The sequence below is a fragment of the Allomuricauda ruestringensis DSM 13258 genome, from assembly GCF_000224085.1.
Taxonomy (GTDB): domain Bacteria; phylum Bacteroidota; class Bacteroidia; order Flavobacteriales; family Flavobacteriaceae; genus Flagellimonas; species Flagellimonas ruestringensis.
The window spans coordinates 508523-523365 of sequence record NC_015945.1 but is presented as its reverse complement, the minus strand read 5'-3'; the positions used below and the strand labels follow the sequence as shown (position 1 = coordinate 523365).

Genomic DNA, 14843 nt, shown 5'->3' with positions numbered 1-14843 from the left:
AAGTTAGTTTTAGATTGAAACTTTAGGAACTTCGGCTTCCGAAGGCTCAATGGTGAACATGGGTTTTTGGGTGTATCCCATCAATTTGGCAACAATGTTGGAAGGAAACATCTCCAAAGCGGAATTGAAAGCATATATCGCTGCATTGTAAGACCGTCTTGCAGCGGAAAGTTGTTCTTCCACTTCATTTAAACTGCTCTGCAACAAAAGGAAATTTTCGCTGGCCTTGAGGTCTGGGTAGGCCTCAACGGATACTTGGAGCTTGCCAAGTTTGTCGCCCAACTGGTCTTCGAGTTGTATTCTCTCGCGATCGTCCACCTTTTGATCAACTATTCGCTGTCTTAGCTTCGTAATGTCCGTCAGGATTTGCTTCTCGTGTTTCATGTAGCCTTTTACGGCATTTACAAGCTGCGGAATAAGATCCGTTCTTTTTTTCAACATCACATCAATGCTGCTGTAAGCCTCTTCGGTCTTGTTCTTTTTGCTGACCAGATTGTTGTATATAAAAATAAAAAGCAACAAAAAGACCAGTACAATACTAATTAAGTAGGTCATAATAAAAATTTACATTAAACGCTTGGGACAATCTTGGATTGTCCTTTTTTCAAAGCTGAAGGGGTTAATGCTTTATTCTAAAATGTTGAGGTTTGGATTTGTTGTTCCAAAAACGAAAGGAATTATCCTCTGAAAAAGTATTTTTGGAACATCAGGCCAGTGAGGTTGTCTGGCAACTTGGTGGTAAAAGTAACAATTAATGGATGTTGTACAAGCAGATGTTCGTAAATTTCGGCAAATGACATTTTAAATATACTTTGGCTTTAATTTTGACGTTATGAGTAAAGTCAATCGAGAACAGCGTAGAACACTATGAATCGAAAAAACCTCTTTATTTTTCCCATTTTAATGGGAAGTTTTTTTGTGCTTTCAGCACAGGAAACCAAGATCTATACCCACGAAAACAAAGCCTATCAAGATGCTTTGGCGCTCTATAATAATGAGCAGTACCAAGCCGCGCAGCACATTTTTGAGTCCGTAAAGGCCAATACCAAGGATGGTGAAACCGAAGCTAATAGTGCTTATTATGCTGCAAATGCTGCCATAAGGCTAAATCAGCGGGGAGCCGATAAAATGATGGAAGATTTTGTGGAGCGTTATCCTACATCCACAAAACGAAACTCTGCATTTCTTGACGTGGCCGATTACTATTTTGAGACAGGAAAATACCCTTACGCTTTAAAATGGTACAAAAAGGTGGACGAAAATTCCATGCCGTATTCGGAGCGTGACCGTTTTAATTTTAACAACGGATACGCTTTGTACGCATCTAAACGTCCAAAGGAAGCTGAACGCTATTTGAATAAGGTCACCACCTCCCAAAAATATGGTTCACAGGCCAAATATTATTTGGGGTACATTGCTTATGAACAGGACGATTACAGTTCCGCGAGCGCCCGATTCGACCAAATTCAAGACCCCGAATTGCTCGATGAGAAGCTGTCCTACTATCAAGCTGACCTGAATTTTAAGCTCGGTAAGTTTGAAGAAGCCATCGCCATGGCCAAAAAGCAATTGCCAAAATCCAATCGTCAAGAAGTTTCAGAACTCAACAAAATTATCGGGGAGAGTTACTTCAATTTGGAACAATATGCGGAGGCCATTCCCTATTTGGAAGAATACAAGGGCAAACGTGGCAAATGGAACAACACCGATTACTATTTGTTGGGTTACAGCCATTACAAGTTGGGCGATTATCAAAAAGCCATCCAGCAATTCAATAAAATTGTGGGCGGAAGCAATGCAGTTTCCCAAAATGCATACTACCATTTGGCGGAGTGCTATTTAAAGCTGGATAAAAAGTCAGAAGCTTTGAACGCGTTCCGAAATGCTTCGCAAATGGAGTTCAGTCCAGAAATCCAAAAAGATGCCTGGTTGAACTATGCCCGTTTGAGCTACGAAATAGGTAATGCTTACGAACCCGTTCCACAGGTGTTGACCACTTATCTGGAAAAATATCCAAAGGATGAGCATCAATTGGAAATTCAAGAACTTTTGGTGGACTCCTACATTACCTCCCGAAATTTTGAAGGTGCGATGCAGCTATTGGAGGAGAACAAAAACTATGCTAGCAAAGAAACCTATCAAAAAGTGGCCTACTATCGAGGAATAGAACTTTTTATAGATGGTGATTACGAAGAAGCTTGGGAAAACTTGGATAAATCCTTAAAAAGTGCAGAAAACTCCAGTTTTGAAGCTCGTGCCTTGTATTGGAAGGCAGAATCTGCCTACAGATTGAACCGTTTCGAGGAGGCCTTGGTCGGTTTTGTTAAGTTTCAAAATTCCCCGGTGGCAAAATCGCTTCCGGAATATGTTCAATTGGATTACAATTTGGGATACTCATATTTCAAATTAAAAGATTACAATAATGCCATATCCTATTTTAAAAATGTGGTCAATTCCAATGCTATTGACGACCAAAGAAAAAATGATGGATATCTGCGATTGGGGGACAGCTATTTTGTGACAAGCAAATACCAATTGGCCATGAAGGCTTACGATACTTCATCAAAAATGAATGGTCCCGAGCGGGATTATGCAGCATTCCAAAAAACACTTTGTGATGGGTTTTTAGGCAATAATTCAGCAAAAATTGATGGTCTGAATGAATTTTTGACCATGTACCCAAGCTCATCACTACGGGATGATGCCTTGTTTGAATTGGGGAATTCCTATATCAACAATAACCAAGAAAATTTAGGGCTTCAAACCTACGACCGCATTGTGGATGAATACTCGGGCAGCAAATTTGCACCACGCGGATTGTTGCGGTCTGGATTGGTCTATTACAATTCCAACCGTAACGAGCAAGCTTTGGACAAACTCAAGGAAGTGGTTCAAAAATATCCCAACACCCAAGAAGCCAAACAGGCCGTTGCCACAGCCAAATTGGTTTATGTGGACGAAGGTCGGGTAAGCGAATATGCCGCTTGGGCGCGGAACTTGGATTTTGTCGAGGTAACAGATAGGGAACTTGACAATGCCAGTTTTGAATCTGCCGAAAGAAAGCAAATTGAAGGTAAAATCCCAGCAGCCATTCGCGGGTACGAAGATTACCTGAAAGAATTCCCGAATGGATTGCACACCCAGAACGTCAATTTTGCTCTGGCACAATTGTATTTTGCCAATGGCGAAAAAGATAGGGCCCTGCCAAAGTATAAAGCGGTAGCCGATGGAGGAAACGGTGAATATACCGAACAGGCCTTGACCCGTGTTTGCGAAATTTATGTGGAAAAACAAGATTACAATAGTGCCATTCCCTATTTGAAGAGGTTGGAAGGCACAGCAGATATTTCTGAGAACAAAACCTTTGCCCAATCCAATTTGATGAAAGGTTTTTATGGTCAAAAAGATTACTCACAGACCATAGCTTATGCCGAAAAAGTGTTGAACGCCCCTAAAATTGATGACCGCATCAGGAGTGATGCGCAGATAATGATAGCGCGTTCTGCCATTGCCATCGATAATGAAACTTTGGCAAAAACGGCTTACCAGGATGTGAAAAAGATTGCTTCTGGAGAACTCGCTGCCGAAGCTTGGTACTACGATGCTTATTTTAAAAATAAGGAACAGGCTTTTGAAGCATCCAACGAATCCGTTCAAAAACTGGCCAAGGATTATGCAGCCTACAAAGAGTGGGCAGGAAAGGGATTGGTGATCATGGCCAAGAATTTTTACAACTTGGGAGATGCTTTTCAGGCCACCTATATTCTGGAAAGCGTAATTACCAACTTTTCCGAATTTGAGGAAATCGTTTCGGATGCAGAAACTGAACTGGCCACGATCAAAGCCAAAGAAGCCGAAAGCAATTCATCCGTAGACCCCAACGAAAATTAAACGAGACACAGCATGCAAAAGAGAACCTATATATTTTCATTACTTTTTTTGAGCCTTTGTGGAGCCGTTATCGCCCAAGAAGAAGATAACATTGGTACAGAAACGGTAACGGTGGTAAAACCGTATTCCCCTACCGTTTCGGATGCCTTTAAAATCAAATCATCTCCATCGCTGAACGATTCCATTGTGCTTCAAAAGAAGAAAATCAATTACAGCATATTTTCCGTTCCAGTGGCATCAACCTTTACGCCTGCAAAGGGCAAGGCTTCTGGAGTTGAAAGAACACCACCGCCCACTTTGTACAATTCGTATGCATCGGTTGGTTTGGGCAATTATAACAATGCTTTGGTGGATTTCTATACCAGTAGGGATTTTAACAGAGGGGAAGACCTGTTGGATTTTGGTCTCTCCCACAACTCGTCACGTGGCGATTTGGACTCTACACCCTTGGAAACTGATTTTTATGACACCAAATTGAATGCCTCCTATACCAAAAAGGACCGTTATATGGATTGGGGAGCAGCAATTGGGCTACAACATCAGCTTTACAATTGGTATGGAATTCAGAGTGATTTGTTCAGTGAGGATGAGGTCAATGCCATGGACGAGCAGCAAAATTATTTCAATGCGGAGGCCAAGGCACACTTCAACATGGAAGATTCTTATTTTAAGAGCGGAAATGTGTTGTTGAGACGATTTTGGGACGCTACCGAGTCCGCAGAGAACCGAGCAGTGATCAACCCAACATTTGAACTTCCCATTACGGAGGAATTGATTACGATTTCTGTCAAAGTGGATTATGTAGGTGGCAATTTTAAAAATGGAACCATTTCCGAACTGGATAACCCAGGCGAAAAAAATTACAGCAATCTACAGGCAGGGGTAACACCAAGCTTGTTGATCTTGCGTGATGACCTAACCTTGAACTTGGGAGCCAACATCGTTTACGGATTGGATATCGAAAATAGTGAGAACAACTTTTATATTTATCCTGCTGTGACTGCTTCATACCGTGTTATGGACGAAAATGTGATTGCCTACGGTGGAATCGAAGGTGATTTGAAGCAAAATTCCTATCATGATTTTGTGGACGAGAATCCTTATGTGTCACCAACCTTGGATATTATTCCGACTGATCAACAGTATGAAGGATATTTAGGGCTCAAGGGGCAGTTGACATCCAATGTGGGCTACAATATCAAAGGGTCGTACATGGCAGAAAACAGAAAGCCGTTATTTATTCACAACCCAACCAATAATTTTTGGGACGATGAAAAGAGTTATTATTACGGCAATTCCTTCCAGGTTTTTTATGATGATGTAAAAACCTTGGGCGTTTTCGGTGAAATTAATGTAGATGTGAACCGCAACTTTTCTTTGGGCGTGAATGCAGAATTCTACGATTATGATACAGAAACGGATAACCCAGCATGGAACTTGCCATCAATCAAAGGTTCGTTGTTTATGGACTATCAAATAAGCGATCAATGGTATATGGGTGCCAACCTATTTTATGTAGGAGAACGGGATGATTTGTTGTCTCAAATTACTACCATTGATTCGGAACTACAATTCCAACAAGTCACCTTAGAGGGCTTTTTTGATGCCAATGCCCATGTAGGGTATCGATTTAACGAGCAATTGTCCATTTTTGTGAAAGCCTCCAACATAGCGAACAACAATTATCAGCGTTGGGCCAATTTTAGAGTGCAAGGTTTCCAAGCATTGGCTGGTGTATCATACAAGTTTGATTTTTAAACAGTGTTCGGACAAATTTTATTCAGGTAAACACGATAGCATTATCCCTGTATTTTCTATTTTTGGTAGAAACCATCAAAAATGAAAAAGTTCTTTTTTCTTATCAGCCTCGCTTTAGTTTTTTCTTGTACCACTAAAGAAGAGGCTGACCTTATTGTCTATAATGCGAACATATACACGGTAGACGATGCTTTTTCCAAAGTATCCAGTATAGCCATCAAAGATGGAAAATTTGTTGCTGTTGGCGATACGGAAGAAATCTCCAAAAAATATACCGCCCAAAAGCAATTGGATGCCGAGGGCAAGACAATTGTTCCGGGCCTCATTGATGCCCATTGTCACTTTTATGGGTTGGGACAGAATCAGCAGGTAGTGGATTTGGTGGGCACCCAAAGTTTTGATGAAGTAGTGGACAGGGTAGTGGCGTTTCAAGAAGAGCGCCCATCAAACTTTATTCTAGGTAGGGGATGGGATCAGAACGATTGGGAGGTCAAGGAGTTCCCGACCAAGGATAAACTGGATGAGTTGTTTCCAGATACCCCCATTGCATTGGAACGAATAGATGGCCATGCTTATCTCGTGAACCAAAAAGCATTGGATTTGGCGGGTATTACTGCTGATACCGAAACCGAGGGTGGTGAAATCGTAAAAGAAGAGGGCGAGCTTACCGGGGTTTTGGTCGATAACCCCATGGGTTTGATCAACAAGGTGATGCCACCAGTCAGTTTGGAGCAAAAAATACAAGCACTTAAAGATGCAGAGAAGATTTCTTTGGATTATGGATTGACCACGGTAAACGATGCCGGTTTGTCCAGAGATATCATTGAACTGATTGATAGCCTACAGCAGGCCGGCGAGTTATCTATTCGGGTATATGCCATGGTTTCCAACTACCCCGAGAATCTGGATTACTTTTTGGAAAAAGGCATCATCAAAACAGCGGGATTGAACGTTCGTTCTGTAAAAGTTTATGGCGATGGCGCTTTGGGGTCAAGAGGGGCGGCGTTGAGAGCACCCTATTCCGATAAGCCCGGACATTTTGGTGCCATGGTAACCCCTGTGGACCAAATTGAAGCCTTGGCGCAGCGAATTGCTGAGACCGACTACCAAATGAATACCCACGCCATTGGCGATTCTGCCAATATTGTTGTGCTTCGGGCGTATGAAAAAGCCTTGGAAGGCAAAACGGACCGCAGATGGAAGGTGGAGCACGCGCAAGTAATCTCACAATCCGATTTCGATTATTTTAAAAATGGCATCATTCCATCCGTACAGCCCACCCACGCCACAAGCGACATGTATTGGGCGGCCGATAGGTTGGGTGCCGAGCGGGTAAAGGGAGCTTATGCTTTTAAGGATTTGCTGGACAAAGCGGGATTGGTGGCTTTAGGTACTGATTTTCCTGTGGAGCAGGTAAACCCGTTTTTAACCTTTTACGCAGCTGTGGCCCGTCAAGATGTAGAGCAATATCCCGAAGGCGGTTTTCAAATAGAGAATGCCTTGAGCAGGGAAGAAACCTTGAAGGGTATGACCATTTGGGCAGCGTACTCCAATTTTGAAGAGGAAGAGAAAGGGAGCATTGAACCAGGTAAGTTTGCTGACTTTGTGATATTGAGCGATGATATTATGACGATTACATCAGAAGAAATACCGAATGTAACTGCTGAACAGGTTTTCTTGGGTGGCGTTCGGAAAAAATAATACTACTTTGTCATTAAAACATTATGCGGTTAAAGAGCAATAAAAAAAGCCCCATTTCGGGGCTTTTCTTTTTTTAAAATCTATACTTTCTAGTAGCTGATAGGCAAGGTAACCCTTGTAGTTCCCCAACCCATAACCATATTACCATCATCATCAAAAGCAATACCAAAAGCTTCCAACTCTTCGTTATCGGTAGAGGCTGTTGCAGTTGTACGAACTACATCGCTGTCGCTATCGTACGAATATGCGCCCCATTGGTGCAAGTTGCTGTTCAAGATAACGGTCCACTCATCTTCACCAGGAATGGTAAATAGAGCGTAGGATCCAGCTTTGATAGTTTTTCCACCAACACTGGCGTCCTTGTAAAACGTAATTTCTGTTGCTTCGTTTGCACCGGTTCTCCATACCTTCCCAACGGGAGCAAGTTCAGCCAAGCTACGTCCCTTTAACTGTGGACGGCTGTATATAACACGTGCAGCTTTATTAGCTTCCCTGGAACTGGCAGGGTAGTAGGCAATGTCAGCTGGACTTTTGTCAAGTCCGCTAAATTTCTGAGCAGTGGCATCTGTAGTAAATACCAAACTGGTACAAAGCACTAAAAGTAGTAATGTTAATTTCTTCATGATTGTGATTTAAGTTCTTTTCAAAACTAGTTAATTAAATGTTGTTCCAATATACAGACGAGAAATTTAAATAAGCCTTACAAAGCGTTCGGGTTTAAACAATAAAGTTTAATGTAAATTACAATTAAATTGTTTTTTACTTATTAAAGTTAATAAATGTTATCTAAATTACATTAATGCTTTTGTTTTTTAATATTTAAAGCTACTTTTGTTTTAAAATTGTTACTAAAATTAATTTTATGTGTGGTATTGTTTGCGCATTTGATGTAAAAGAAAGTACAGAAGCATTAAGGCCCCAATTGTTGGAGATGTCGAAGAAAGTAAGGCACCGTGGGCCAGATTGGAGTGGTATCTACTCCGATGACAAAGCTATTTTGGCCCATGAGAGGTTGGCCATTGTAGATCCTGCTTCGGGAAAGCAACCATTGTTGAGTGCGGACGGGAAATTGGTTCTGGCCGCCAATGGTGAAATATACAATCATCAAGAGTTAAGAAAACAGTTTGATGGGAAATACGATTTCAAGACCCAATCCGACTGTGAAGTTATTTTGGCACTTTACCAAGAAAAGGGCCCTGATTTTGTGGATGAAATGAACGGAATCTTTGGTTTTGCCATTTATGATTCAGAAAAAGATGAATATTTCATTGCTCGTGACCACATGGGCATCATTCCATTGTACATTGGTTGGGATAAAAACGGAACTTTTTATGTGGCTTCGGAACTGAAAGCTTTGGAAGGGACTTGTTCAAAAATTCAATTGTTTCCTCCCGGACACTACATGCACAGCTCCGATGGGGAGTTTGTAAAATGGTACAAGCGGGACTGGATGGAGTATGATGCCGTTAAGGAGAACGAAACCAGTATAGTAAAAATCAAAGATGCTTTGGAAGCAGCCGTGCACCGTCAGTTAATGTCCGATGTGCCTTACGGTGTGTTGTTATCCGGAGGATTGGATTCTTCCGTAACATCGGCCATTGCAAAAAAATATTCTCAAAAAAGAATAGAGTCCGGTGATACCGCCGACGCTTGGTGGCCACAGTTGCACTCTTTCTCCGTAGGATTGGAGGGTTCACCTGACTTGGCAGCCGCTCAAAAGGTAGCGGATCATATCGGCACCGTGCACCACGAAATAAAATTTACCATTCAAGAAGGGTTGGATGCGATAAAAGATGTTGCATATAATTTAGAAACTTACGATATTACAACCATAAGAGCTTCAACTCCAATGTATTTAATGGCAAGGGTGATTAAATCCATGGGAATAAAGATGGTGCTTTCCGGTGAAGGGGCAGATGAACTTTTTGGAGGATACCTGTATTTTCACAAGGCACCAAGCCCAAAGGATTTTCATGAGGAGACCGTAAGAAAGCTGGATAAACTCCACATGTACGATTGCCTTAGGGCCAATAAATCGTTGGCAGCATGGGGTATAGAAGGACGAGTACCTTTTTTGGACAAGGAATTTATGGATGTAGCAATGAGCATTAACCCAAAAGATAAAATGATCAACGGAGAGCGTATGGAGAAATGGGTGGTGCGCAAAGCTTTTGAGGATTATCTGCCCGAAAGTGTAGCTTGGAGACAGAAAGAACAATTTTCAGATGGTGTTGGATACAGCTGGATAGATACTTTGAAAGCTTTGGTAGAAGAAGAGATTACCGATGAGCAGTTGGAAAATGCCCATTTCAAGTTCCCTATCCAAACACCGACATCGAAAGAAGAATATTATTATCGTTCCATTTTTGAAAGTCATTTCCCGTCAGATGCAGCAGCATTGAGCGTTCCGCAAGAACCTTCAGTAGCCTGTAGTACCAAGATTGCCTTGGAGTGGGACGAGGCGTTCAAGAACATGAACGACCCATCGGGAAGAGCCGTGGCTAAGGTTCATACCGATGCGTATGTGAAATAACCCCCGTTTAAACCAACCAAACGATATGAAGCAGTAAAGCTAACTTGTTTCATTTTTTAATTAGTCCGAAAAGCCCCTTATCCAAGGGGCTTTTTAGTTGTTTGGCATGGCGTGCTTGTATGCTTTTAAAAATAGGTCGTTTTCCACAGGATTTGTTGATAACTTAAGCTGTTCAACAGGCTCTTAGAGGCCATTTGCATGGGGTATTGATTATATTTGTAGGATTTGAAAAATTGAGGCAAATACTTAAAAATATATGAGCGAAGAAGCTAACAAGAAACAATACTCGGCGGATAGTATCCAAGCCCTTGAGGGAATGGAGCACGTACGTATGAGACCTTCCATGTATATTGGAGATGTAGGGGTCAGAGGATTGCACCACTTGGTGTACGAAGTAGTGGATAACTCTATTGATGAGGCCATGGCCGGTCATTGCGATCGGATAGACGTGATCATCAATGAAGACAACTCAATTACCACGCAGGACAATGGTAGGGGTATCCCTGTAGACCTTCACAAGAAAGAAGGGGTTTCTGCCCTTGAGGTTGTAATGACCAAGATTGGTGCCGGCGGTAAGTTCGATAAGGATTCCTATAAAGTTTCCGGTGGGCTCCACGGTGTTGGAGTATCCGTGGTCAATGCTCTTTCAGTACATTTAAAAGCCACGGTTTATAGAGATGGAAAAATTTGGGAACAGGAATATGAGAGAGGTAAGACCCTCTATCCTGTAAAAAGTGTTGGCGAAAGTGATGAAACAGGTACCATAGTCACTTTTGTCCCGGACAATTCCATTTTTACCCAGACCACAGAATATAGTTATGAAACCCTTTGCAATAGGATGCGTGAGCTTTCCTACTTGAACAAAGGAGTTACCATAACAATTACCGATAAACGAAACAAGGACGAAAAAGGGGAATATATAGCCGAGACATTCTATTCTGAAGAAGGTCTAAAGGAATTTATCAAGTTTTTGGACGGTACGCGTGAGCCGCTGATTCAGAATGTAATCTCCATGGAAGGAGAAAAGAACGGTATCCCTGTGGAAGTGGCCATGGTCTACAATACGGGCTATACCGAAAACCTTCATTCCTATGTAAACAATATTAACACCCACGAAGGGGGTACCCACTTATCCGGTTTTAGGCGAGGATTAACATCCACTTTGAAGAAGTATGCCGATAATTCCGGTATGTTGGATAAGCTGAAATTTGAAATATCAGGAGATGATTTTCGTGAAGGATTGACAGCAATCGTTTCTGTAAAAGTTGCGGAGCCACAATTCGAAGGTCAGACCAAAACCAAATTGGGTAACCGAGAGGTGACCAGTGCGGTGAGTCAGGCCGTATCCGAAATGTTGACCATTTACTTGGAGGAACACCCAGATGATGCCAAGCAAATTGTGGAGAAGGTAAAACTTGCTGCGCAAGCTAGGCATGCCGCTGCAAAAGCCCGTGAAATGGTTCAGCGTAAGAACCCAATGAGCGTGGGTGGATTGCCCGGGAAACTATCCGATTGTTCCGAGCAAGACCCTACACTATGTGAAGTATTTTTGGTTGAGGGGGATTCAGCGGGAGGAACCGCCAAACAAGGTAGAAATAGGCACTTTCAGGCCATTCTTCCTTTGCGAGGTAAAATCCTTAACGTGGAAAAAGCCATGCAGCACAAGGTTTTCGAAAACGAAGAAATCAAGAACATCTATACAGCTCTTGGGGTAACTATTGGAACCGAAGAGGATAGTAAGGCACTTAACCTTGAAAAACTACGTTACCATAAAGTAGTGATTATGTGTGATGCGGATGTTGATGGTAGCCACATTGAAACTCTGATTTTGACCTTCTTCTTCCGTTACATGCGAGAATTGATAGAAGGTGGTCATGTTTATATCGCCACGCCTCCATTGTACTTGTTGAAAAAAGGTTCCAAAAAGCGTTATGCTTGGAACGAAAAGGAGCGTGAAGCAATCAATGCAGAAATGAACGGCGGCGCAAGTATCCAGCGATACAAAGGTCTTGGGGAAATGAATGCCGAGCAGCTTTGGGATACCACCATGAATCCAGAATTTAGGACATTACGTCAAGTAAACATTGATAATGCAACGGAATCAGATCGAATATTTTCCATGTTGATGGGGGATGAAGTGCCTCCTAGACGTGAATTTATAGAGAAAAATGCCGTCTATGCCAATATAGATGTATAGATAATAGCTATTTCACAACAAAAACTCGCCCCTCAAAGGCGAGTTTTTTAGTTTTGGTAAAACTTCAACATCATGAAAAGAATAATTTTAGTACTAGCGCTAGTTTCTGTAACCATGGGAAAAGCCCAGGACTTGAACGATATTTTTGTCTCGGGTGTGGCAGATGCCGAACGATTTTCCAATGCATATCTGGCCCCTGTGTCAGAAGCATCCATCTATAGTATTTCCAATGGATGGTACAATACCGCCGAAGCCAAACCTTTGGGGGGATTTGAAATTTCCATAATCGGAAACATGACCGGATTCAAAAATAAAGACGATAAAAAGGCATTCTTGTTAGACCCTGCTGATTATGAAAACTTAGACTTTGTAAATAACCCCGGTCAGGCGAGAATGGTAGCCACTGGTCTGGGTGATATTGAAGGGGTCGAAGTTTTTGTAGATGATGAAAGCAGTTTGTTCCGTCAAGAGTTTGAACTTCCTACGGGTCTTTCTGCAGAGAATCTGAATTTTATCCCATCAGGATACCTTCAAGGGAGCGTGGGATTGATTAAAGGTTTGGAAGTGAAAGCACGTTTTTTGCCCAAAATCAAATTTGATGACGATGCCAAAATTGGGCTTTTCGGTGCGGGATTGCAATATGACTTTACCAAAATGTTGCCAGCAGACAAGATGTTGCCCGTGGCCATTTCGGCAGTAATCGGATATACCAACTTGAACGGTGAATACGATTTTACGGATTCTGATTTTATCGAAGGCGAGAACCAACGTATTGATGCATCTTTCAAAACATGGAATTTTAGTGCTGTTGTTTCCACTAAAAATATACCCGTGATCAACTTTTATGGGGGATTGGGATACATTACAGGTAAATCGGACATTGACTTGCTCGGTACTTATGAAGCCAACGGACCTTTCTTTTCGGAAACCGTTGAAGATCCGTTCTCCGTTTCCAAGAAAGCAAGTGGAGTTTCGGCCAACTTGGGTACAAAGTTAAAACTGGGCTTCTTTAGGCTCAACGCAGAATACAATATTTCTGAGTTCAGTACTTTCACCTTTGGTGTTAACTTTGGATTCAGGTAGAAAAAAGACCAAATCAACCAACCAATAAAGAAGGCCCCGTTTCGGGGCCTCCTATTCTCATATATGTAGTCTTCACGTTATTCCCTGGTGGCGAAGACCGAGCCATTGTCCAAGGTCAATACTTCAGGTTCTTTGGCTTTTTCCAAGCTTACCGTAATATCGGTCACTTGGGGGTCGCCATATATAATGGAATAGGTTCCTTTTTCTTGGGACCATTTAAAATCAGTGTAAAAAATTAATTTGGAGTCGGAATATCTTTGATACCTACCTAGGTATACATCGTTGAAAATCCATTGTTCACGAACGGTACCGGCGCTTTTGCCTTCAATGGTGGATAATTCTGTTTTTGCCCAGATGCCCAAAATAGGGTCGTGGTTCTCTGGTACACTGGTACAGTTGCTTATCGCAATTATGCCGACAATGGACAACAATGAAAAGAGTTTTTTCATGGGTCAAGTAGGTTAAATTAAAATTGGGACTATTAGAACGTAAGTTTGTAGGAAACTATTGCATAAAAAAGATAAAATATTTGCTTTTGCTTTTCTCCTTAGTGGTGAGATTATCTTTCAGTTCATTTTTAAGTGAACATCAACTTTGTGCATTTTGGATGCTTGGAGTGGCTAAAACTGGTAAAAGTCAGCATTTTTCTGAGCCAAATGCCTTATTTTTGAAGACTAAAATTTAAATCTATACAAATGAAAGTTACCGTAGTTGGAGCAGGCGCAGTTGGAGCAAGCTGTGCTGAGTACATAGCAATGAAAAATTTTGCATCAGAAGTAGTTTTATTGGATATCAAAGAAGGATACGCCGAAGGTAAGGCCATGGATTTAATGCAAACGGCCTCCCTTAACGGTTTTGATACCAAGATTACAGGAAGCACCAGCGATTATAGCAAAACTGCAGGTAGTGATATTGCCGTGATTACCTCTGGTATTCCACGTAAGCCTGGTATGACCCGTGAAGAATTGATTGGAATCAATGCTGGCATTGTAAAAACCGTGGCAACAAGCCTTATTGAACAATCTCCAGATGTAACTATTATTGTGGTAAGTAACCCAATGGACACCATGACCTATTTGGTGCACAAGGCCACGGGCCTGCCAAAGAACAGAATTATTGGTATGGGCGGGGCATTGGACAGTGCCCGTTTTAAGTATAGATTGGCCCAAGCCTTGGAAGCGCCAATATCTGACGTTGACGGTATGGTAATCGGTGGGCACAGTGATAAGGGAATGGTTCCTTTGATTGGACATGCAACTAGAAACAGTGTAAAAGTTTCCGAATTTTTGTCAGAAGATAAAATGGAGTGGGTAGTAGAAGAAACCAAGGTAGGTGGAGCTACTTTAACAGGTTTGTTGGGGACCAGCGCATGGTACGCCCCAGGAGCTGCTGTATCTGGATTGGTTCAGGCCATTGCTTGCGACCAAAAGAAGATGTTCCCATGTTCCACCCTTTTGGAAGGCGAGTATGATTTGGACGATATTTGTATCGGAGTGCCAGTGATCTTGGGCAAAAACGGAATCGAGAAGATTGTTGAAATCAAATTGTCCGATGCTGAAAAAGCCAAAATGCAGGAAAGTGCCGAAGGTGTTAAGAAAACCAACGGATTGCTTGACGTTTAAAATACTCCAGCAATAACGAATTAAATTGTCATTTCGGGCGAGACCTTTCAAGAGATTG

General features: G+C 41.9%; 10 protein-coding genes. 7 read left to right on the top strand and 3 right to left on the bottom strand.

Annotated elements, in window-relative coordinates; all coding sequences use genetic code 11:
- Positions 1-9: 9 nt before the first annotated feature.
- Complete coding sequence (locus tag MURRU_RS02525) at positions 10-555, bottom strand: LemA family protein (protein WP_014031847.1); 546 nt, start codon at positions 553-555, stop codon at positions 10-12.
- A 312-nt stretch (positions 556-867) separates the two neighbouring features.
- On the opposite strand from MURRU_RS02525, the gene MURRU_RS02520 reads away from it, so the two are divergent.
- From MURRU_RS02520 to MURRU_RS02510, 3 genes are all read left to right on the top strand, one after another.
- Positions 868-3891 (top strand): tetratricopeptide repeat protein, encoded by a 3024-nt coding sequence (locus MURRU_RS02520; RefSeq protein WP_014031846.1) that lies wholly within the window; start codon positions 868-870, stop codon positions 3889-3891.
- A gap of 12 nt (positions 3892-3903) precedes the next feature.
- Positions 3904-5649 carry a TonB-dependent receptor gene (locus tag MURRU_RS02515; protein WP_014031845.1) on the top strand — a complete coding sequence of 582 codons (1746 nt, stop codon included), beginning with the start codon at positions 3904-3906 and terminating at the stop codon, positions 5647-5649.
- Positions 5650-5730: 81 nt separating this feature from the next.
- Positions 5731-7350 carry an amidohydrolase gene (locus tag MURRU_RS02510; RefSeq protein WP_014031844.1) on the top strand — a complete coding sequence of 540 codons (1620 nt, stop codon included), beginning with the start codon at positions 5731-5733 and terminating at the stop codon, positions 7348-7350.
- 89 nt (positions 7351-7439) lie between these two features.
- Here the strand turns inward: MURRU_RS02510 and MURRU_RS02505 are convergent, their stop codons facing one another.
- Positions 7440-7973 (bottom strand): DUF2911 domain-containing protein, encoded by a 534-nt coding sequence (locus MURRU_RS02505; RefSeq protein WP_014031843.1) that lies wholly within the window; start codon positions 7971-7973, stop codon positions 7440-7442.
- Positions 7974-8212: 239 nt separating this feature from the next.
- On the opposite strand from MURRU_RS02505, the gene asnB reads away from it, so the two are divergent.
- The 3 genes from asnB to MURRU_RS02490 all read left to right on the top strand — a co-directional run bounded on the left by asnB (position 8213) and on the right by MURRU_RS02490 (position 13163).
- The gene (asnB, locus tag MURRU_RS02500) at positions 8213-9883 is read left to right on the top strand and encodes an asparagine synthase B (protein WP_014031842.1); all 1671 of its coding nucleotides are present in this window, start codon (positions 8213-8215) and stop codon (positions 9881-9883) included.
- Between the two features lie 256 nt (positions 9884-10139).
- Positions 10140-12080 (top strand): DNA topoisomerase (ATP-hydrolyzing) subunit B, encoded by a 1941-nt coding sequence (gene gyrB, locus MURRU_RS02495; RefSeq protein WP_014031841.1) that lies wholly within the window; start codon positions 10140-10142, stop codon positions 12078-12080.
- A 72-nt stretch (positions 12081-12152) separates the two neighbouring features.
- Positions 12153-13163: a DUF6588 family protein gene (locus tag MURRU_RS02490; protein WP_014031840.1), complete on the top strand. Its 1011-nt coding sequence runs from the start codon at positions 12153-12155 to the stop codon at positions 13161-13163.
- 77 nt (positions 13164-13240) lie between these two features.
- On the opposite strand, the gene MURRU_RS02485 is transcribed toward MURRU_RS02490, so the two are convergent.
- Positions 13241-13612: a hypothetical protein gene (locus MURRU_RS02485; RefSeq protein ID WP_014031839.1), complete on the bottom strand. Its 372-nt coding sequence runs from the start codon at positions 13610-13612 to the stop codon at positions 13241-13243.
- A 246-nt stretch (positions 13613-13858) separates the two neighbouring features.
- Between MURRU_RS02485 and MURRU_RS02480 the strand changes: the two genes are divergently transcribed.
- Positions 13859-14785, top strand: coding sequence for a malate dehydrogenase (locus MURRU_RS02480; protein ID WP_014031838.1), 927 nt, complete (start codon positions 13859-13861; stop codon positions 14783-14785).
- Positions 14786-14843 lie beyond the last annotated feature (58 nt).

Coding starts and splice junctions, on each gene's coding strand:
- MURRU_RS02505 (WP_014031843.1), bottom strand. CDS start 7,973: ATGAAGAAATTAACATTACTACTTTTAGTGCTTTGTACCAGTTTGGTA.
- MURRU_RS02515 (WP_014031845.1), top strand. CDS start 3,904: ATGCAAAAGAGAACCTATATATTTTCATTACTTTTTTTGAGCCTTTGT.
- MURRU_RS02525 (WP_014031847.1), bottom strand. CDS start 555: ATGACCTACTTAATTAGTATTGTACTGGTCTTTTTGTTGCTTTTTATT.
- MURRU_RS02490 (WP_014031840.1), top strand. CDS start 12,153: ATGAAAAGAATAATTTTAGTACTAGCGCTAGTTTCTGTAACCATGGGA.
- asnB (WP_014031842.1), top strand. CDS start 8,213: ATGTGTGGTATTGTTTGCGCATTTGATGTAAAAGAAAGTACAGAAGCA.
- MURRU_RS02485 (WP_014031839.1), bottom strand. CDS start 13,612: ATGAAAAAACTCTTTTCATTGTTGTCCATTGTCGGCATAATTGCGATA.
- gyrB (WP_014031841.1), top strand. CDS start 10,140: ATGAGCGAAGAAGCTAACAAGAAACAATACTCGGCGGATAGTATCCAA.
- MURRU_RS02520 (WP_014031846.1), top strand. CDS start 868: ATGAATCGAAAAAACCTCTTTATTTTTCCCATTTTAATGGGAAGTTTT.
- MURRU_RS02480 (WP_014031838.1), top strand. CDS start 13,859: ATGAAAGTTACCGTAGTTGGAGCAGGCGCAGTTGGAGCAAGCTGTGCT.
- MURRU_RS02510 (WP_014031844.1), top strand. CDS start 5,731: ATGAAAAAGTTCTTTTTTCTTATCAGCCTCGCTTTAGTTTTTTCTTGT.